The sequence below is a fragment of the Dehalococcoidia bacterium genome, assembly GCA_040902535.1.
In the GTDB taxonomy this organism is placed as follows: domain Bacteria; phylum Chloroflexota; class Dehalococcoidia; order DSTF01; family JACRBR01; genus JBBDXD01.
In genome coordinates, this window is the sequence record JBBDXD010000018.1 from 221,126 (window position 1) to 238,851 (window position 17,726).

Annotated in this window: 21 protein-coding genes; 11 read left to right on the forward strand and 10 right to left on the reverse strand. The window is 66.2% G+C overall.

The window, feature by feature from the left end; all coding sequences use genetic code 11:
• The 3 genes from WEB52_09220 to WEB52_09230 all read left to right on the forward strand — a co-directional run bounded on the left by WEB52_09220 (position 1) and on the right by WEB52_09230 (position 1,267).
• On the forward strand, positions 1 to 147 hold the full coding sequence (locus WEB52_09220; protein ID MEX2226615.1) for a hypothetical protein: 147 nt from the start codon (positions 1 to 3) through the stop codon (positions 145 to 147).
• Between the two features lie 154 nt (positions 148 to 301).
• Positions 302 to 514: a 50S ribosomal protein L28 gene (gene rpmB, locus WEB52_09225; protein ID MEX2226616.1), complete on the forward strand. Its 213-nt coding sequence runs from the start codon at positions 302 to 304 to the stop codon at positions 512 to 514.
• Positions 515 to 721: 207 nt separating this feature from the next.
• Positions 722 to 1,267 carry a YfcE family phosphodiesterase gene (locus tag WEB52_09230; protein ID MEX2226617.1) on the forward strand — a complete coding sequence of 182 codons (546 nt, stop codon included), beginning with the start codon at positions 722 to 724 and terminating at the stop codon, positions 1,265 to 1,267.
• 51 nt (positions 1,268 to 1,318) lie between these two features.
• Here the strand turns inward: WEB52_09230 and dapB are convergent, their stop codons facing one another.
• On the reverse strand, positions 1,319 to 2,107 hold the full coding sequence (gene dapB, locus WEB52_09235) for a 4-hydroxy-tetrahydrodipicolinate reductase (GenBank protein ID MEX2226618.1): 789 nt from the start codon (positions 2,105 to 2,107) through the stop codon (positions 1,319 to 1,321).
• Positions 2,108 to 2,220: 113 nt separating this feature from the next.
• The gene (locus WEB52_09240; GenBank protein ID MEX2226619.1) at positions 2,221 to 2,832 is read right to left on the reverse strand and encodes a hypothetical protein; all 612 of its coding nucleotides are present in this window, start codon (positions 2,830 to 2,832) and stop codon (positions 2,221 to 2,223) included.
• Between the two features lie 285 nt (positions 2,833 to 3,117).
• Between WEB52_09240 and glnII the strand changes: the two genes are divergently transcribed.
• From glnII to WEB52_09255, 3 genes are all read left to right on the forward strand, one after another.
• A complete protein-coding gene (gene glnII / locus WEB52_09245) occupies positions 3,118 to 4,137 on the forward strand; it encodes a glutamine synthetase GlnII (protein MEX2226620.1) in 1,020 nt (339 codons plus the stop codon).
• Positions 4,138 to 4,307: 170 nt separating this feature from the next.
• Positions 4,308 to 5,969, forward strand: a complete 1,662-nt coding sequence (locus WEB52_09250) for a cation:proton antiporter (protein ID MEX2226621.1) — start codon at positions 4,308 to 4,310, stop codon at positions 5,967 to 5,969.
• A gap of 142 nt (positions 5,970 to 6,111) precedes the next feature.
• Positions 6,112 to 6,912, forward strand: a complete 801-nt coding sequence (locus WEB52_09255) for an enoyl-CoA hydratase-related protein (GenBank protein MEX2226622.1) — start codon at positions 6,112 to 6,114, stop codon at positions 6,910 to 6,912.
• A 172-nt stretch (positions 6,913 to 7,084) separates the two neighbouring features.
• On the opposite strand, the gene WEB52_09260 is transcribed toward WEB52_09255, so the two are convergent.
• Positions 7,085 to 7,321: a carbon storage regulator gene (locus tag WEB52_09260; protein ID MEX2226623.1), complete on the reverse strand. Its 237-nt coding sequence runs from the start codon at positions 7,319 to 7,321 to the stop codon at positions 7,085 to 7,087.
• Positions 7,322 to 7,623: 302 nt separating this feature from the next.
• Between WEB52_09260 and WEB52_09265 the strand changes: the two genes are divergently transcribed.
• Together WEB52_09265 and tsaA are read left to right on the forward strand one after the other, a co-directional pair.
• Positions 7,624 to 8,007, forward strand: coding sequence for a winged helix-turn-helix transcriptional regulator (locus WEB52_09265; GenBank protein ID MEX2226624.1), 384 nt, complete (start codon positions 7,624 to 7,626; stop codon positions 8,005 to 8,007).
• A gap of 36 nt (positions 8,008 to 8,043) precedes the next feature.
• Positions 8,044 to 8,562, forward strand: a complete 519-nt coding sequence (tsaA, locus tag WEB52_09270; protein MEX2226625.1) for a tRNA (N6-threonylcarbamoyladenosine(37)-N6)-methyltransferase TrmO — start codon at positions 8,044 to 8,046, stop codon at positions 8,560 to 8,562.
• 52 nt (positions 8,563 to 8,614) lie between these two features.
• Here tsaA and WEB52_09275 read toward each other — a convergent pair whose 3' ends face one another.
• From WEB52_09275 to WEB52_09295, 5 genes are all read right to left on the reverse strand, one after another.
• Entirely contained in the window at positions 8,615 to 9,346 is a 732-nt protein-coding gene (locus WEB52_09275; protein ID MEX2226626.1) for an endonuclease, read from the reverse strand.
• Complete coding sequence (locus WEB52_09280) at positions 9,327 to 10,355, reverse strand: M23 family metallopeptidase (GenBank protein MEX2226627.1); 1,029 nt, start codon at positions 10,353 to 10,355, stop codon at positions 9,327 to 9,329. The genes WEB52_09275 and WEB52_09280 overlap by 20 nt, the downstream gene beginning before the upstream one ends.
• A gap of 46 nt (positions 10,356 to 10,401) precedes the next feature.
• Entirely contained in the window at positions 10,402 to 11,625 is a 1,224-nt protein-coding gene (locus WEB52_09285; protein MEX2226628.1) for an MFS transporter, read from the reverse strand.
• A gap of 124 nt (positions 11,626 to 11,749) precedes the next feature.
• Entirely contained in the window at positions 11,750 to 12,727 is a 978-nt protein-coding gene (locus WEB52_09290; protein ID MEX2226629.1) for an ROK family protein, read from the reverse strand.
• Entirely contained in the window at positions 12,724 to 14,436 is a 1,713-nt protein-coding gene (locus WEB52_09295; GenBank protein ID MEX2226630.1) for a glycogen/starch synthase, read from the reverse strand. Before WEB52_09295 ends, WEB52_09290 begins: the two co-directional genes overlap by 4 nt.
• On the opposite strand from WEB52_09295, the gene WEB52_09300 reads away from it, so the two are divergent.
• Complete coding sequence (locus WEB52_09300; GenBank protein ID MEX2226631.1) at positions 14,356 to 15,273, forward strand: nucleoside hydrolase; 918 nt, start codon at positions 14,356 to 14,358, stop codon at positions 15,271 to 15,273. The two genes, WEB52_09295 and WEB52_09300, sit on opposite strands and share 81 nt — an antisense overlap.
• A gap of 39 nt (positions 15,274 to 15,312) precedes the next feature.
• Here the strand turns inward: WEB52_09300 and WEB52_09305 are convergent, their stop codons facing one another.
• On the reverse strand, positions 15,313 to 15,750 hold the full coding sequence (locus WEB52_09305) for a hypothetical protein (GenBank protein MEX2226632.1): 438 nt from the start codon (positions 15,748 to 15,750) through the stop codon (positions 15,313 to 15,315).
• 68 nt (positions 15,751 to 15,818) lie between these two features.
• On the opposite strand from WEB52_09305, the gene WEB52_09310 reads away from it, so the two are divergent.
• Both WEB52_09310 and WEB52_09315 read left to right on the forward strand, forming a co-directional pair.
• Complete coding sequence (locus WEB52_09310; GenBank protein ID MEX2226633.1) at positions 15,819 to 16,109, forward strand: hypothetical protein; 291 nt, start codon at positions 15,819 to 15,821, stop codon at positions 16,107 to 16,109.
• A gap of 11 nt (positions 16,110 to 16,120) precedes the next feature.
• A complete protein-coding gene (locus WEB52_09315) occupies positions 16,121 to 16,459 on the forward strand; it encodes a hypothetical protein (protein ID MEX2226634.1) in 339 nt (112 codons plus the stop codon).
• Positions 16,460 to 16,578: 119 nt separating this feature from the next.
• Here WEB52_09315 and WEB52_09320 read toward each other — a convergent pair whose 3' ends face one another.
• A complete protein-coding gene (locus tag WEB52_09320) occupies positions 16,579 to 17,703 on the reverse strand; it encodes an acyl-CoA dehydrogenase family protein (GenBank protein ID MEX2226635.1) in 1,125 nt (374 codons plus the stop codon).
• Positions 17,704 to 17,726: the final 23 nt, after the last annotated feature.

Consider the following 17,726-nt stretch of genomic DNA (forward strand, 5'->3'; position numbering starts at 1 on the left):
TTGGCGTCACATCGCGAACAGGCGCGCGACGGCGCGGCGTCGATGGTCGACGTTTTGGGTCGGTTGGGGCTCGGCCGCCGGATGTCCGGCGTGGAGCGGGAGTTCCCGCACGACGCACTCAGTATCGCCAATTGGGCGAAGAAATAGAAGTCACGGATTCAAGAGGGTCTCCGCGTTGCCTTCGGCTCCGGCGGCTCGATAGAATGCGGAGCCTGAAATCGGGCAGGGATTCCTGATCCGAAGCGCGCTCGCAGCGCGCTTCTTCGCGGGCGAGGCGCCCGCACAGACGAGGAGCAAGCACATGCCGGCGATCTGCGCTGTCTGCGGCAAGGGTACCCAGTTCGGGCGCAACATCCGCCACCAGCACTCGGGGCGATGGGTGCGGAAGGCGCCGCGCACGAACCGCACGTTCCGACCGAACCTGCACAAGCAGGTCGTGTTCGTCGATGGCGACCCGATCCGGGTGAAGATTTGCACGCGCTGCCTGCGCACGACGTCGAAGTCCAAGGCGTAGGGGCGCTTCGGCGGAGTCTCTTAGCTGACCCTCGGTGAATGCGCCGAGGGTTTGTCCTTCGCTACGGCAAACAGCAAACAGCAAACGGCAAACGGCAAACAGCAAACAGCAAACAGCAAACAGCAAAGAAGGTAAACGACCCGCAGTCACGACGCTGTGGTTCCTTCGTGTGCGACCGTCGGTCGGCGAGCGGTCTAGAATTCAGGCATGTACCGGATCGGGCTGATCGGCGACACGCACTACCCGGAGGCGGGACCGCTATGGGATGAGGCGTACGACGCGCTGCGCGGCGTCGACGTCATCTTGCACGCAGGCGACCTCCACGTCGTGGCGGTGCTCGACTGGCTGGAGGAGCGCTGTGGCGCGCCGGTGATCGGCGTCCGCGGCAACGGTGATGACGGGAGCGGCGGCCGTCCCTTGTGCGCCGAGGACCCGCGTCTCAAGCCGGTGCAAACGCTGGACATCGAGGGCGTACGCATCGGACTCGTGCACGATGCGACGTTGCCGGAGTGGCCGCCGCATCGCACGCTCGAATCGATCATGGAGCATCATTTCGGCGGCCGCGTCGACGTGCTCGTGCACGGCCATACGCATGTCACGCAGGTCGAGGACATGCGCGGCGTGCTGCTGGTGAACCCTGGCAGCCCGACCTTTCCCCGCAACCACGCCCGGCGGCTCGGTACGGTGGGCTTCCTGGAAGTGCACGCCGGATCGGTACGGGCGTCGATCCACCAGCTTGTCGCTGGTCGCTAGTTGCTTGTTGCTGGTTGCTGGTTGCTGGTTGCTTGTCAACACGCCATAGCGTCAGTCGAGGCCGATCAGGCGGTCGAGGCCGATGACGAGATCCTGCCGCCGCATCACTTCACGGGTGGCAAGGATGATGCCGGGCATGAAGGACTCGCGGCCGGTCGTATCGTGGCGGATCGTAAGCGTCTGCCCGAGGCCACCAAAGATCACCTCCTGGTGCGCCACCAGCCCGCGCAGCCGCACGCTATGCACCGTCACGCCTTCGACGGATGCGTCGCGGGCGCCGGCGATCGGCGTCGCATCGGGGACGTTGCGCTCGAAGGGCTTGCCGCGCGCCGCCGCCATGCCGCGCGCCGTCGCGATCGCCGTGCCGGACGGCGCATCGACCTTCTGGTCGTGGTGCAACTCGATGATCTCCGCCGCGTCGAAGTACTTCGACGCGACGCGCGCCATATGCATCATCAGCACGGCGCCGATAGCGAAGTTCGCGGCGATGACGCCGCCGAGCCGTTGTTCGGCGCATTGCTTGGTGAGGCGCGCCACGTAGTCGTCGGCGAGCCCGGACGTGCCGATGACGGGACGCACGCCGTGGGCGAGCGCCGCGTCGGTGAGGACGGGCGTCCAGGCGGCGTTCGTGAAGTCAATGACGACGTCGGGCTTGCTCCCGGTGCACGCGGCGTCGACGTCGGCGAAGAGCGGGATGTCGCTGCCGGAAGGAAGACGCCACGACCCGGGCGTCACGAGGCCATCGACGACGCCGACAGGATCGAGGTCGGCCTCTGCATCGACCGCGTCAACGATGGCGCGTCCCATCTTGCCACTGCCGGAGATCAGCACGCGGATCATAGGCGTAGGGTAACGGGCCAAGCTCGCGTGTGGGTAGTTGTTTGATCGCGAAGAAGCGGCCGCATCCGTGCGTCCGCTCCTCCACAACCACAATCCAACGGGGCGTTGGTGTGTCAGGCCGCCCGGGTCACCCGTTCAGTCTCCTCGACGGGCAGGGCTTCGAGCTCGGCGCGCTTCGCCTGTGCGGCGGGCGCATGGGCGGCTTCGATGTGCTTGCGTGTGGCGCTCTGCATCTGCACGGCGGCGCCATTGACGATGATCTGCTCACCCTCGCCGAGTTGCACGCCGTCGGTATCGAAGACGCGGGCGAATCTGAGGGCGAAGAAGGGCGGCATGGCCGTACGGAGCGCTTGCGTCGGGTCGGCGTTCGGAGGCATCTCGAGCGTCCCGGAGATCTGGAACGGGGGCGCCATCAGCAGCACCCGCACCGGCACGCAGGGCGCCTTGACGACGCCGCGCGCGAAGTGAGGGCCATCGAACGTGGCAAAGACGATGTCTTCGCGGCGCACGAGTAGTGGCGCATCGAGGTCGACGTGCAGCGTCGCGTGGTAGAGCGGGCGGACGGCGGGCCCGCGCAGTTCGACCTGGCGCGAGACAGAGGGGTTATTCAGGTTTTCGAGGAAACGGCCGAGGTCGTGGATACCCTCAGGCGTGCCGCCGGCGACGAACAACGCCGTCACCAGTTCGACGCGGACTTCTGATTGTCGGTCATCCGGGAGTCTCATCAGGCCGCTGCTCCTGCACCGCTTCCCTTCGATGCACCGGCAAGTTTGCGGGTTCCCACGCCCGGTGCCCATGAGGGATTCGCGGTATACGGGCGCGCGGCTCCACCTACTCACGCCGCCCGCCGCCCGTTCCACGTTCAGGCGCAGATTCAGCGGTGGGCGAGCGCAGGAAATGCTATGCCGCCGCGCAACATGGATGTAACGTAGGTTCGGTAAGCTCAAGCCCTATTGTCAGGGGAGCAGGGGCGTCCGGGCGGACGCCTGCAGCCAGCGGGGTGACCACCAATGGGATCGTTCTACAAGGCCGAATACATCTGGATCGACGGCACGCAACCGACGGCCAAGCTGCGGTCGAAGACGAAGATCGTGCCGTCGGGCGAAGAGCCGCCGGTGTGGGGCTTCGACGGCTCGAGCACGAACCAGGCGCCCGGGTCCAACTCCGACTGCGTGTTACAGCCGGTCTTCGTGTGCCCAGATCCCCTGCGCGGCGGCGACCACAAGCTGGTGATGACCGAGGTGCTTCTGACCGATATGACGCCGCACCCGACGAACACGCGCGCTGCGTTGTCGGAGATCGCCGAACGCTACAAGTCGCACGACATGTGGTTCGGCATCGAACAGGAGTACACGTTCTTCGAGGGCGCGAAGCCGCTCGGGTGGCCGGACAACGGCTTTCCCGCGCCCCAGGGTGGCTACTACTGCGGCGTCGGCGCGGACGAGGTGTTCGGGCGCGAGATCGTCGAAGCGCACACCGAGGCGTGCCTACAGGCAGGCATCGCAATCTCCGGCACCAACGGCGAGGTGATGCCGGGGCAGTGGGAGTTCCAGGTGGGCCCCGTCGGCCCGCTCGATGCGTCCGACCAGCTCTGGCTGGCGCGATGGCTCCTCTATCGGATCGCCGAGGACTTCGGCGTCAGCGCGACGCTCTACCCGAAGCCGGTGAAGGGCGACTGGAACGGCGCCGGAGCGCACACGAACTTCTCGACGAAGGAGATGCGGTCGAACTACGACTATTGCGTGAAGGCCGCCGAAGCCTTGAGCACGCGACACGACCTGCACATCGAGAACTACGGCTACGCGATCGAAGAGCGGCTCACCGGCTTGCACGAAACGTGCTCGTACAAGGAGTTCCGCTACGGCGTCTCGGACCGGGGCGCCTCGGTGCGCATCCCGTGGCAGGTTGCACGCGACCAGAAGGGCTACATCGAGGACCGGCGCCCGAACGCGAACTGCGACCCATACGTCGTCACGCGGTTGATCACGGATACCGTGTGCAGCTCATTTGAGTCATCGAGTCCCAAGTAGCGCCGCACCGAAGCACGACGCGACGAAGGGCGGCCCGAACGGCCGCCCTTCTTGTTGCAGCCGTCGAGGGAGACGGCTTCGCGACGGATGTTCGCACGCGACGCGGGCGGCGTAGACGACATATGTAAAGCGCACGGTGCGCGGAATGCCGACGGATACTATTACTGACAATGGAAAACGACACGAGCCTGCTGCTCGACCTGGTAGCGGCGATGGGCGTCGCACTGGCCGGAGGGTGGCTCGCATCGCGTATCGGGCTGTCTTCCATCGCCGGCTACGTGGCCGCCGGGATGGTGATCAGTCCCTTCACGCCCGGCTTTGTCGGCGACATCGACCGGTTGCGATTCCTGGCGGACATCGGCGTCGTGCTGATCATGTTCGGCATCGGCGTCCAGTTCTCGATTGGCGACCTGGCGAAGGTGGGGGGCAAGATCGGCATGGCTGCGATCGCGCAGGTGCTGATCGTCGTGGGCGTCACGTGGGCGATCGCAGGGCCGATGGGCTGGGAGTGGGACGAATCGCTGTTCATCGGCGTGGCGCTGGCTTCCAGCAGCAGCACGGTGATCAGCAAGCTCCTGTCAGAACGGGGCGAGGTGAGCACGCAGCACGCGCGCGTCAGCCTGGGCTGGAGCATCGTGCAGGATTTATCGGCGCTGATCGTCGTGGCGGTGTTGATCGCCGTGACGGAAGAGGGCGATGTCGGATCGAGCGTCGCGTTTGCGACGTTGCGGGGCGTCGGATTCATCGCCGTTCTGCTCATCGTCGGCGTGCGGCTGGTGCCGTGGCTGCTCGCGCGCATCGCCGACCAGGGCTCGCGCGAGCTGTTCGTGCTGGCCGTGGCGGGGATAGCGCTGGGGACGGCGTTGGCTTCGCAGGAGGCGGGGTTGTCGCTCGCGATGGGCGCATTCCTTGCCGGCATGGTGGTCAGCGAATCGGACCTCTCACACCGCGTGCTGGGTGAACTGCTGCCGGCGCGCGACGTGTTCGCCGTGCTGTTCTTCGTGTCCGTCGGCATGCTGATCGAGCCCGATGTGGTCGGCGAGAACATCGGCACGTTGTTGGTCGTGCTGGCGCTGATCATCGTGTTCAAAGGCGTGCTGACGGTTGGGCTATTGCGGTTGGCGGGAGAACGCCAGAACACGGCGCTCGTGAGCGGAGCGTTCCTGGCGCAGGGTGGTGAGTTCACGTTCGTCTTCGTCGGTCTGGGCGTCGACAACGCCGTGGTGGGTGCTGACTTCTTCTCGGTCGTGGTCGCGGCCACAGCGCTGTCGATCGTCCTCTCGCCGCTGATCACCGCGGGCGCGACACGCGTGAACCGCGCCATCGAAGGGCGGCCCGCGGTCGACCTGCCGGAAGAGCGCCGGCCGCGCCGCGTTGGCCGAAAGGCGGTCGTCGCCGGGTACGGGACCGTCGGCAAGACCGTGGTGGACGCGTTGCGCGGACGGTTCGAGGTCGTCGTCGTCGATGAGGATGCACGTGCGTTGCGCGGGTTGGAGGGCGAGAACATTCGCGTGATCAACGGCGACGCGAGCAACCCGGCGATCATCGATGAGATGGGGCTGGATGACTGCCGCGTGCTCGTCGTCGCGATTCCGGATCCGTTCGCGGCGCGGCGCCTGGTGGAGCGCGCCCGCATGATGTATCCGGACCTGGACGTGATCTCGCGCGCGATCAACGAAGAGGAGGCATCGAAGCTGCGGATTGCCGGCGCCTTCGATGCCATCGTCGCCGATCGCGAGGTGGCGCTCGAGCTGGTGCGTCACAGCCTGCATCGGTTCGGCGTCGACCAGCGGCAGGCGCTGGCGGTCGTGCAGCGGATGCGGCAGCGGTAGTCTCCGGCACGCCCAAGATGTGGAGCCTTGAGCAAGGCCCGGTGCTCCGCCCGCGCGTCGATAATGATGCGCTCCCCGTAGCCACGAGACTTCGCAAGGGGTAGGCTTACCGCACGTCACTATCGTTCAAGGAGTCACCATCATGGAGTACCGCGACCTTCTCTACGACGTCAGCGACAACATCGCGACGGTCACGCTCAACCGTCCGGAGCGTCTCAACGCGATTAGCGGCGGCATGCTCGCCTCGTTCTCGGATGCATTTCGGGAAGCGGATCGTGACCGCAACGTGCGCGTGATCATCCTCACGGGCGCGGGACGCGGCTTCTGTTCTGGGCTCGACCTGAAAGAGCAGGGCGACAGTTCGAACGGCAACACCGTCAACGGCGCGGCCGTGGGTATCTCGAAATTCGACCTGGCCAACAGCCCGCCGATCGTGCTGCATCAGACGGACAAGCCCGTCATTTGCGCGCTGAACGGCGCGGCCGCCGGATACGGCATGGACTTGGCGCTTGGCTGCGACATCCGCATCGCGGCCGACACGGCCAAGCTCGCGGCTGTGTTCACCAGGCGCGGCGTGCTGCCCGAGAGCGGCGGGACGTGGCTGCTGCCGCGGCTCGTCGGCTGGGAGAAGGCGGCGGAGATCGCGTTTCTCGGCAAGGTGCTGTCGGCGCAGGAATCGCTGGAGTACGGACTGGTGCGCAAGGTCGTACCGGCGGATTCGCTGATGGACGAAGCGCGTTCGCTTGCCGCCGAGATGGCGAAGAACGCGCCGCTCGCCGTGCAGGCGACGAAGCGCATGATGCGCCTGAGCATGGAAGAGACGTTCGAAGCGAACGTGCACCACGTCTTCCTGCAGTTGCTGCCGCTGTTCCGGTCGAATGACTTCACGGAGGGCGTCAAGGCGTTCATCGAGCGGCGAGAGCCGCAGTTCGAAGGGCGCTAGCCCGGCGCGCGATCCTGGTCACCGCGGCGGGAGGCGCGCCGCAGGTTGGCCGATAGCGATTCACGTCAAAGCGGGCGGATCAGTCGATCCGCCCGTTCGTGTTGGATTCCGGGTATGCGCTTCAGGGCGCATGGCGCGGAGTGCAGTCCGCGAACCCGCACTCATCGGCCCGCTATGAGGGCTCTTCTGCGCCGCGCATCTCCGACGGTACGTTCTCCGGATGGGATCGCCCGTTCGTGAATTCGCCGGCGTTCTCGATATCGACGCACAACTCCTGGCGCATGACCTTCACGGTGTCCGGCGCCGTTATGCCAAGCTTGACCCGGTCCCGGTCGACGCTGAGTACCTTGACCCAGATGTCGCCTTCGATCCAGATGCCCTGCTGGACCTTCCTTACAAGAATGAGCATCCTGCTCGCACTTTCTTTCCCACCTCGCGGCGGGGTGGCCGCCCTGACCGCTCCCCTCGGGACGCACATGGCAAGTGCGGCGTCCGGTCGTAAATTGCTCTCTATTCAGCTTGACATCTGGCGCATGTTTGAGGCTAACTAGGAAACCGAATACCAGACATGGGAAGCCGGAAGTTCACAACTATTATATAGATTACCGGAACTCGAAGACCACAATTGAATTACCGGCATTCTATTTCTGTAAAATCCTGCCGTCAAGCTCGTTGCGTCGATTTCACCCGCACTGGAGATAGGCGACTCATATGAACCGATGGGGATTACTCACGAACCATGCCCTGGTCCTGGTCCACGTCGTCGAGAATCCCCGCTCGACGCTCCGGCAGATCGCCGACGCCGTCGGGATCACCGACCGGGCCGCGCAGTCCATCCTTCGCGCGCTGGAGGGGGACGATATCGTCGCCCGGCGGAAGGAGGGTCGCCGGAACATCTATACGGTCGACCTGGACGCCTTGCTGGCGCACCGCCAGTACGGCAAGTACAGCATCGCCGAGATCGCGAGCGCGCTGCTCAGGCTGTCCGGGCAGGGCGGCGCCATGCCGCTGGCCGGCGAGATGGGGACCGTCTCGGACACACGGCGGACGGTGATGGAGCGGCTGCCCCCGGGAGATGAGAACGGGTCATCCTGAACTGCCCGGCGTTCAGCGGCGTGCTACGGTTCGGCCATGCGCGCGCTCTGGTTTCGCTTCCTGGATTGGTTTTCCCGCTTGCGCGGGCGCCGCTCGATACCCCGCGAACCCGTGAGCATCCGGCCGATCGGCGTCGTGCGGAATGCCGTGACGGCGCCCAGGATGGATGGGTGGGAGAACGTACGCTCTGACATCATCGTGCGGGAGGAGCTGTCGCACGCGCTCGATGGTCTCGAGGGGTACTCGCACATCATCGTCGTCTTCGCGTTCGACAAGGTGCCGGAGTCGGAACTGAAGGAGCGCGTGCGCCCCCGGGGCGATGCGCGGATCCCGGAACAGGGCGTACTCGCGACGCGGAGCCAATTGCGCCCCTCACCGCTCGGCGTCTCCGTCGTGCGGCTGCTGCGGCGCCGCAACAACATTCTGCGCGTACAAGGGCTCGATGCGATCGACTCGACGCCGGTGCTGGACGTAAAGCCGTACTTCCCGAACTACGACGCCGTCCAGGACGCCGAGATCCCGGACTGGGCTCGTGCGCTCGAGGCCGCCGAGTAGCAGCTCTGGGGCGGAGACGGGCCTCGCGTTCGATCTCTCAGGTGGCGCGAGGCTAGCCGCGCTCGCCGGGCGCGGCGCCGGACTTCGGTGCCGCGAGGACCTTCGAACCGGTGTCACAGCATCCGGCGAGCGGGCACGTCCCGCAGCGCGGATTCGTGCGACAGACCGCTTTGCCGTGCAGGACGATGTGCGCGTGCATGCGCTGGAAGGCGCCCGCGTCGGCATCGCGCAGGCGGTCTTCGAACCAGCGCTGCCAAGCGTCGTAGCTATTCGATGCGGGGCCGCGGCCGATGCGGCGGAACACGCGCTGCGTGTAGGCGTCGATCAGAAACGTGCGATGCCCAGCGGCATAGAGCAAGATCGCGTCGGCGGTCTCGGGCCCGATCCCATGCGTATCGAGCAGCCCCCGGCGCAGGTCGTCCCGGTCGAGCGCCAGGAGCGCCTCGAGTCCGCCCGCGTCAACGATCGTCCGCGCGATGGCGCGCAGCCGTCGCGCTTTCACGTTCGGCGTGCCGCTGACGCGCACGAGTTGGATCAACGCGTCATCGGGCATGCGCGCGAGCCGCGACGGGTCGAGCGCACCCGCGGCCCTCATGTTCTCGAGCGCACGCTCGGCGTTCGTCCACGTCGTGTGCTGCACGAGCACCGCGCCCGCCACCACGTCCATGGCGCCGCGCACGTGTTCAGGGTCCCAGACCCACGTCTCGTCGCCATAGGCATCATCGAGCAGCCGGAAGATCTGCGCCAGGGTGGCGCCGTCCGCGTCAGGGAGCGACGCCGGCATACGTCCAGAACACCGGGTCGACATTGACGCCGCCGACGATCAGTTCCCAGTGCAGGTGCGGCCCCGTCGCAAGGCCGGTCGCCCCGACGCCGCCCACGACCTGACCCTGCGCGATGTCCTGTCCCTGCGTTACATCGATCCGCGAGAGGTGATGGTACGCGGTGAATACGCCGAGGCCGTGATCGAGCATGACGGAATTGCCGCGCGTCGCCAGGAAGCCTACGAAGGCGACGCGCCCGGTCGCCGCGGCCATCGCCGGCGCGCCTTCATCTGCGGCGAAGTCCGTGCCGCTATGGTGGCTGCCGACGGGCCCGCCGTTGTAGCTGCGGGCATCACCGAAGTTTCCGGTCAGCGGGCCGGTCTGCGGGAAGATGAACGGGCCGTTCCAGAATTTCTGCGGCGTGAACTGCGCGAACGTGGCGGCGCGGATGTTCAATTCGCGCTGCACATCTTCGGCGGGGATGCCTTCGATCTGCCCTGGCGGCAGCGTGATGTACTCGACCGGCCAGTTCGTCGGCGAAACGGTCAGGGTCTGTGTGACTTCGCGAAGCAGGGCGCCGCGCTCATCGAGCATGTTCACCGTGACTGTATACGTGCCCACTTCCTGCGTGGCGCCGGCGCCGATGACGGCCCAGAACTCGCCGCCGGCTTCGACCATCTTGTGCTCGCGCCCGCGGTAGATCGCCGTCGCGCCGCTCGCATTGTCCATCGGGACGCGGATCACCATGGTGCGGCCCTGCGCGAGGCCATCGCCGGACGGTGGTGGTACGACGACCTCTGGCGCCGGCGTCGACGTCGGCTCCGGCGTGTCAGTGGGCGCCGGTGTCGGCGTCTCGGTGGGTACGGGCGTCGGTGTGCGCGTGGGCGTATGCGTCCGCGTGGCGGTAGCCGTCAGCGTCGGCGTGTCGGTCGCAGACGAACCGCCGACGATGCCACAGCCCGTCAGCGCGGAAGCGCCGGCGAGCGAGAACAGAGCCAGGGACGCAAGGTGAAGGGACCGGCGAGGCACCCGGCCAGTATAGCGACGTGCGGCACCTTCGGTTGTTAACGAACTGTCAGTCGTCGATCCGCACCGGTTCGAGCGCGGGTGCGAACCGGGGCGACGCGGCTTGCCAGCGCTGGTGCGCCACGATCAGCACGAGCGCGACGAAGAGCAGCGCCGCCGCAAACTTGAACGGCGCGAGCGGACCCCACTCGCTTCCGACCAGACCGCCCAACGCCTGACCGCCTGCCGTCCCCAGGCCCTGCACAGCAGCGAGAGCGCCAAGCCAGAGGCCGCGGCTGCCGACGTCCGTGGCGTCGAGGGCGGCGGCGCCCCAGGCCGGGACGCTGATCGCGTACGCGAGGCCCGCCAGCACGACGAGATGCACGACGATGATCGGGCTGTCCGTGAGCGTCAGCGCGAAGATGCACAGCGCCGCGACGAAGAGGCCGGCGATCAGCGGCACCTGCCGGCCGTAGCGGTCTGCGAGATGGCCGAATTTCCAGAGAATCACGCCGGCCGCGAGCGCGGGCGCCGGGAACAGCATCGCCATATAGGACATCTTCACTTCCAGGACGTCGCGCGTGTAGGCGCCGATCATCGGCGTGTGCATGCTGGTGCCGAGCGTCAGGAAGAGGACGATGACACCCAGGACGACGATTCCCGGCTTCCAGGCACCCGGGGCCGCGCTGTGTTGTGGCGCAACGTGCGCTGCCGGGAGCGGTTCGCTCACGTGGTCAGGCGCATCGATGCTGCGCAGCACCATCATCAGCGCCAGCGCGTTGAAGGCGATGCACGCCCAGAACGCCGCGCCGTAGGTCACGAAGTCGACGGCGACGACGCCGGCCACGGTGCCAATGCCAATCCCGGCCATCTGAGCGAGGTTGAGAAGCGACATGGTGCGAGCGCGGCGCTCGTGCGGCGTCGTTTCGCCGACGTGCGCCATGAACGCCGGCCACATCGTCGCCGCGCCGACGCCGAGCAGCGCCGAGAGGCCGAGGAACCAGCGTTCGTCGGGGATCTGCATCATCAGCGCAAGGATCGGGATGCTGAACGCCATGCCGGCGACCATCGTCGGGCGGCGGCCGGCGCGGTCAGCGATCCAGCCCGCGATCGGCTGCCAGAGGAACCTCGCGACGCCGTAGCAGGCCATCGCATAGCCGGGGTAGGCGGCGCCGGCATGGAGCGCTTGCGGCAGGTACTGCTGCACGAGCGAGAGGAAGTAGACGCCAACGGCGGCCTGCCACAGGAAAACGACCGCCGCCAGTTCGATGGCGCGCGCCCGGTCATTGCTCATGGAAGACGCCAACTGGCGAACCAAGATCATCCCCGCCACCCCACTCCTCGGACCTCCGGACGACGTCCCGACGGCCTGTGTCGATTATCGGCAAAAACCCTTACGGGCTGACCGTAATCGGGCGTCAGTTCGTGTCCTTCCTATCTCGGCTACGCGCCAGGGCAAGAGCCCCCAGCGCCGTCCCTCGTTCCCCCAACTCCCATTCGACGATCCGCACGTCCTGGAACGGCTGCTCGAACGAGCGTGCGCGCGCCACCTCGAGCGCCGGTGCCAGGTACTCATCACCAATGTGCGTGAGGCCGCCGCCGATGACGATGATCTCCGGGTTGAAGGCGTTGATCATCGTCGCGAGGCCCATGCCGAAGTAGCGGGCGGCCCTATCGATAATCGCCTGCGCTTCGGTCTCGCCGGCCTGCGCGGCGAGGTGCACAGACTCCGCCGACAGGGGCGGTTTCTGCTCGGCGATGCGCGCTGTGCGCGGCATGCTTCCCGCATCGATCAGTTCCTGGGCGCGCTGCGCAATGCCCGCGCCGGATGCGTAGGCCTCCATGCAGCCGACGTGCTTCGCACCGCACATCGCGCCGTCGTCGGCGACGATGATGTGGCCAAGTTCGCCCGCCGCGCCCGAGGCGCCGCGATACAACTCGTTGTCGATGATCAGGCCGCCGCCGAGGCCGGTGCTGATCGTGACGTAGATCAAGTGCCGGTAGCCGCGACCGGCGCCGAACTGATGCTCGCCCACGGCGCCGCAATTCGCGTCGTTTTCGAGCACGCTGGAAAGTCCGGAGCGCTCGCTGAACAATCGCGTGAGCGGTACGTCGTGCCAGCCCGGCAAGTTCGGCGGGTCGGTGACGACGCCGTGCTGCCAGTCGATCGGCCCCGGCGCCGAGACGCCTGCGGCCGATACGTCGGCGAGCGCAATGCCCGCTTCATCGGCCGCGGCGCGCGTCGCTTCTACCATGCGATCGATGACGTGCTCGGCGCCCTTCGACGCTTGTGTCGGCAATCGCTGGTCACCGACGATCTTGCCCTCGCCATCGGCGACGATTGCCATGATCTTCGTGCCGCCGAGGTCCACGCCGGCGTAGTACGGTCCGCTCATGAGACGCGCGCGCCCCTGTCGGCGATCGCCGTTTCGTAGAGCGCGGCGTAGTTGTCTGCGGCAGGACCCCACGACCAGTCCTGGCGCATGCCCCGTTCCTGCATCGCACGCCAACCAGCGCGATTCGCGAACGCCGTCAGTGCGCGTTCGGCTGCTTCGCGCAGATCGCGTGCGGTCGCACCTTCGAAGATGAAGCCCGTGCCGGTGGTCAACGATGGGTCGGCGTCCTGCACGGTGTCGTTGAGGCCGCCTGTCCGGCGGACGAGCGGCACGGCGCCGTAGCGCAGCGAGATGAGCTGTCCGAGGCCGCAGGGTTCATAGCGCGACGGCATCATGAAGACGTCGCAGCCGCCGTAGATCTGCTGCCCGAGCGGCGGGTTGAAGTCGAGCCACACCTTCACGCGCTGCGGATAGCGCGCTTCGAGCGCCTGCAGCGCTTCGTGCACGGATTGATCGCCGGTGCCCAGCACGACGAGTTGCGCCTCGCGTTCGGCGAGCAGCGCATCGAACGCGTCCGAAACGAGATCGATGCCCTTCTGTGCAAACAGTCGCGTGACGACGCCGAACAGCGGCGCCCCCGGATCGATCGGCAACCCCGCCGTCGCCTGCAGGACGTGCTTATTCTGTTCGCGACGGTCGAGCGTGTCCACGTTGAAGTTCGTCTCCAGCGCTGCGTCCGTCTGAGTGTCGAACTCCTCGTAGTCGATGCCGTTGACGATGCCGGAGACCCATTCGCCGCGCGCGCGCAAGAGCGGATCGAGGCCGGCGCCGTACTCGGGTGTGAGGATCTCCTTCGCGTATGTCTCGCTGACGGTGTTGACCCGCTGTGCGTGCGCGATTCCCTGCGCCATGGCGCTGTACATGATGTCTTCGGGAAGTCCGTCGGGAGGCGCGAACTGCTGCGATCCCAGGCCGAAGCCGGCGGCGAAGTCGCGCGTGAACTCCCCTTTGAGCGCCAGGTTGTGGATGGTGTAGGCGCGCCCGCAGCGCGACCACGGGTGCGCGTCGTCCGCTTCGAGGCGCGTCAGCAGCAACGCGGTGTGCCAGTCCTGCGCGTGGACGGCGTCCGGCCGGAAGTCCAGACGGTCGGCGCACGCGAGGAGCGCGTCGCAGAAGAAGAGGAAGCGCTCGATGTCGTCGTCGTGCCCGTAGACCGTCGGGCGGTCGAAGTAGCGCTGGTTCTCGATGAGATACACCGGGACGCCCCGCACGTCCGCGAGCCAGACGTCGACGCTCTCGTCACCGCCTGCCCATGGCACGCGCACCTGCTCGGCGATGCGCTTCGCGGCGGCCTGCTCGCGATCGATGATCGCGTGGAACGGCATCGCGAGGCGGACGTCGAGGCCGTGCTGGCGCAGGGCTCGTGGAAGCGAGCCAGCCACGTCGCCGAGGCCGCCGACCTTGGCGAGCGGACTCATCTCGGCCGAAGCGAAGAGAACGTTCAAGCTATTCCCCGGAGGAGAGATCGGTGGGTGACGGGTATGTGTACCGGATGGCGATGAGCGCGGCAACAGCCGCAGAACCTTGAACCCATGAGGACCTTGACTCGAACCTTGACGAATTGTTCTTGCCGCTCGGTTCCAGGTTCCAGGTTCTAAGTTCTCCGTCTCAACGGCTATGCTCGCCTCATGGCCACTACGCTCATCCTCGATACCGACATTGGCGGCGACGTCGATGATGCGCTCGCGCTGGCGTTCGCGATCCGGCACCCGGACATCGACCTGCGCGCCGTAACGACGGTCTCGGGCGATACGGTGCGACGCGCGAAGATCGCAAAGAAGCTGTTGCTGCTTGCGGGGCGTGACGACGTCGAAGTTGCGGCGGGCGTGCGCGGCGAGCATCCGGAGCGCAACGAGAGCGCCGATGGCTCGCACGAAGCGGCGATGCTCGGCGACGTGCCGGATGGCCTGGAGATCAGCGGGCGCGACGCCGTCACGCTGCTGCTCGAAGAGTGCGAGCGGGGCGGCGTGCAGGTCGCGACGGTCGGCATGCAGTCGAACGTCGCCGCGGCGCTTGACCGCGATCCGTCGTTCGCGCACGACGTCGAATTGCTGGCAGTGATGGGCGGCGTCTTCGCGCCGGTGCGCTTCTTCGGTGAGGAGCTGCCGCCGTCGATCGACCACAACCTCAACGTCGACGCGACGGCCGCCGTGCGCGCGCTGAACGCCGGCTTCAACGCTCTGTACACGCCGATCGACGTCACGATGACGGCGTGGCTCATGGCGCCGCATCTCGAGCGGCTGCGCAGCGGCGATGCGCTGTGCCGCGAGCTGGCGCGCCAGATCGACGTCTACGGGCGCGGCAAGCACTGGCACGGTGTCATCCCGGACGATCACGTCTGCCTGGTGCACGATCCGCTGGCCGTTGCGTGCATGGTGGAGCGTCGATTCGTGACGACAGAGCGCCTCCCGGTGACGGTGGCGATGCACCAGGGCCACGTGCGCACGTTCATCGACCCGGTCGCGGGCGTCGAGGCGGAGGTGGTGCGGTCGGTGAATGCGGCGGCGGTCGCGGCGTGGTGGGTGGAGGTGGTGGTTGGTGATTAGTTGCTGGTGCTTGGTCTTTGGTCGTTGATGACCTGCTCCCTAGCTTTGCTGAGGCGGCTGATTGAATTGGGGCAGCGCCGGCCCAGACACTACATTGAACGCAGTACGCGAGTCCTCTTGCCCCTCGATGCGCGAGACGATCTCGTAAACCCCTGGTGCGGGCACGTTTAGTCCTACGTTCAACGCCAGTTGAGCACGCTGGGCCTGACCGGGAGGTAGACCGGGGGGGCGCCCAACCTCGAACTGTCCGCCCACCTTAGCCAGAGAGGCACCATCGGCCGAAAGGACCTCGATTTCGACGTTGTGGCGCTGGTTGGTCTCGTTCCACTCAACCCTGAATGCCGCGGCGATCCCCACCATTCGCTGCGAAGGAAACGCGTTCAGGACGCTGAGCACGTCCCAACCTCCCCCGTTCAGGTAGAGCTTGTTACCGACGATATCGGCGTGGTCTGCAAGAATGAGCCACTCGGTTCGCATAGCTCGGTTGACTCCTGTAGCGTATTGTAGTATCAATACACTACAAATGTAGTGGAAGCGCGGCGCGGATGTCAAGTCTGCCGATAATGATCCTAGATCTCCTCTTTGATGATGAGAATCTCGAGAAGATGTACAAGCACGGGGTGAAGCCGACGCAGGCGCTTGAAGTGATCGACAACCTGCATCGCATCGGGCGGAACCGCAAAGAGCGCCGCGGCCTCTATCTCGTTGTGGGCCGCGATAATGGCGGGGCTTGCATTTCAATGCCAGTCGAGATGACGCATGACGCTACGCTATGGAGGCCAATCACGGCGTGGTACTGTAAGCAACACGAATGGAACCTGCTTCCCCGCGGGTGAGGGAGAGAATCATGGCCGACAAGGATCTCGAGGAGCTTCAAGACCCTGAGTCTTGGGAGTTCGACGAGGAGGATGCCGCAGTGCCGCCTCGAAAGGCGCGCGCCGTCGTCAGCGTTGCATTCCCGAGAGAGGACTTTGACCGCGTGGAAGAGTTCGCAGAGCAGCACGGTTTGAAGGTTTCGGCGTTGATTCGTCAGGCGGCAGTTGCTTTCGTCTCCGGGGCGCAGGGCGCAACGTCCACAATCGCCGTACTCAGCGCCGGCGGTCCGGAGCGCATGGTGGCCTACATAGCTCAGACGCCCCAGGCGACACGCGCCAGTGCATCGAGCTTCGAGCAGATTCCCGCATAACTCCGAATCGAACGCGATATGCTGATTTGAAGGCTAGGGCCGCGTCCTCGTGACGCGGCCCTTTCCTGCGTTTCGGCGACGTTCGCGGGTTTTGAGAGCCCACGCTCGAGCGCTAACGTCTAGATGCTGAGCCCGCTGGCGACCAGTTCGCGGTGGTAGTCGGCGTCGCCCCAGGCTAGTTCGGCGGCCTTCTGGCGGCGGAAGTAGAGCTGCACCTTGTAGTCCTTGGTGAAGCCGATGCCGCCGTGGATCTGCTGGCCGTGCGCGACGACGCGGCGCGTCGCTTCGCTGACCCAGGCCTTCGCCATGTTGACGTTCATGTCGGCGTCCGGTTCGTCCTGGTCGACGGACCACGCGGCTCGGTACATGATGAAGCGCGAACCATCGACGTCGGTCACCATGTCGGCGGCCTTGTGCTGGATCGCCTGGAATGAGCCGATCGGCCGGCCGAACTGGATGCGGTCCTTCGCGTACTGGACGCTGATCTCGAAGTCCATCTGCGCCAGCCCGGTGAGGTACGCACACTCGATGACCGTGGCCTTGCGCTGGACCTTCTTGAACGTCGCCCAGCCGCCGGGGATGACGTTCGCCTTCGGCACCTTGACGTTCTCGAAGTTCACTTCCGCCTGCTTGTCGGCGGCGATCGTCTTGAGTTGCGTCTGGCTGATGCCCGCCGCCTTCGCATCGACGATGACGAGCGTGATGCCGTCTTCGCCCTTCGAGCCGGGCTTGCGGCCGACGACCGTGAAGAAGTCAGCGACGTTCGCATCGCGGACGAAGAGCTTCGTGCCGTTGAGCACGACGTCGTTGCCATCTTCCTTCACCTCGAGCGCCACGCCTTCGGCGTCGAAGCGCGCGGACGGCTCCGTGAACGCGAGCGTCCAGATCGCGTTGCCGCTGGCGATCTGCGGCAGGTACTGCGACTTCTGCTCGTCGGTGCCGCCTTCGAGCAGCGGCAGCGTGCCGCCGACGACCGTCGAGATGAACGGTCCCGGCACGAGCGCGCGGCCGAACTCTTCGACGAGCACGACGAGGTCGAGGTAGCTGAAGCCGGCGCCGCCGTACTGGTCGGGGATCAGCAATCCCTGCCAGCCTTGCTCCGCCATCTTCTTCCAGAGGTCGGGCGAGTAGCCCTTTTCGTCCTCTTCCATCTCGCGGACGAGCGTCTCCGGGCATTCCTTCTCCAGGAAGTCCCGCGCGGTGTTCTTGAGCAGTTCTTGCTCTTCAGATAGTCCCAGGTCCATGTCCCACAGCTCCTTTCGCTGAC

Coding starts and splice junctions, on each gene's coding strand:
- rpmB (MEX2226616.1), top strand. CDS start 302: ATGCCGGCGATCTGCGCTGTCTGCGGCAAGGGTACCCAGTTCGGGCGC.
- WEB52_09230 (MEX2226617.1), top strand. CDS start 722: ATGTACCGGATCGGGCTGATCGGCGACACGCACTACCCGGAGGCGGGA.
- dapB (MEX2226618.1), bottom strand. CDS start 2,107: ATGATCCGCGTGCTGATCTCCGGCAGTGGCAAGATGGGACGCGCCATC.
- WEB52_09240 (MEX2226619.1), bottom strand. CDS start 2,832: ATGAGACTCCCGGATGACCGACAATCAGAAGTCCGCGTCGAACTGGTG.
- glnII (MEX2226620.1), top strand. CDS start 3,118: ATGGGATCGTTCTACAAGGCCGAATACATCTGGATCGACGGCACGCAA.
- WEB52_09250 (MEX2226621.1), top strand. CDS start 4,308: ATGGAAAACGACACGAGCCTGCTGCTCGACCTGGTAGCGGCGATGGGC.
- WEB52_09255 (MEX2226622.1), top strand. CDS start 6,112: ATGGAGTACCGCGACCTTCTCTACGACGTCAGCGACAACATCGCGACG.
- WEB52_09260 (MEX2226623.1), bottom strand. CDS start 7,321: ATGCTCATTCTTGTAAGGAAGGTCCAGCAGGGCATCTGGATCGAAGGC.
- WEB52_09265 (MEX2226624.1), top strand. CDS start 7,624: ATGAACCGATGGGGATTACTCACGAACCATGCCCTGGTCCTGGTCCAC.
- tsaA (MEX2226625.1), top strand. CDS start 8,044: ATGCGCGCGCTCTGGTTTCGCTTCCTGGATTGGTTTTCCCGCTTGCGC.
- WEB52_09275 (MEX2226626.1), bottom strand. CDS start 9,346: ATGCCGGCGTCGCTCCCTGACGCGGACGGCGCCACCCTGGCGCAGATC.
- WEB52_09285 (MEX2226628.1), bottom strand. CDS start 11,625: ATGAGCAATGACCGGGCGCGCGCCATCGAACTGGCGGCGGTCGTTTTC.
- WEB52_09290 (MEX2226629.1), bottom strand. CDS start 12,727: ATGAGCGGACCGTACTACGCCGGCGTGGACCTCGGCGGCACGAAGATC.
- WEB52_09300 (MEX2226631.1), top strand. CDS start 14,356: ATGGCCACTACGCTCATCCTCGATACCGACATTGGCGGCGACGTCGAT.
- WEB52_09305 (MEX2226632.1), bottom strand. CDS start 15,750: ATGCGAACCGAGTGGCTCATTCTTGCAGACCACGCCGATATCGTCGGT.
- WEB52_09310 (MEX2226633.1), top strand. CDS start 15,819: ATGTCAAGTCTGCCGATAATGATCCTAGATCTCCTCTTTGATGATGAG.
- WEB52_09315 (MEX2226634.1), top strand. CDS start 16,121: ATGGCCGACAAGGATCTCGAGGAGCTTCAAGACCCTGAGTCTTGGGAG.
- WEB52_09320 (MEX2226635.1), bottom strand. CDS start 17,703: ATGGACCTGGGACTATCTGAAGAGCAAGAACTGCTCAAGAACACCGCG.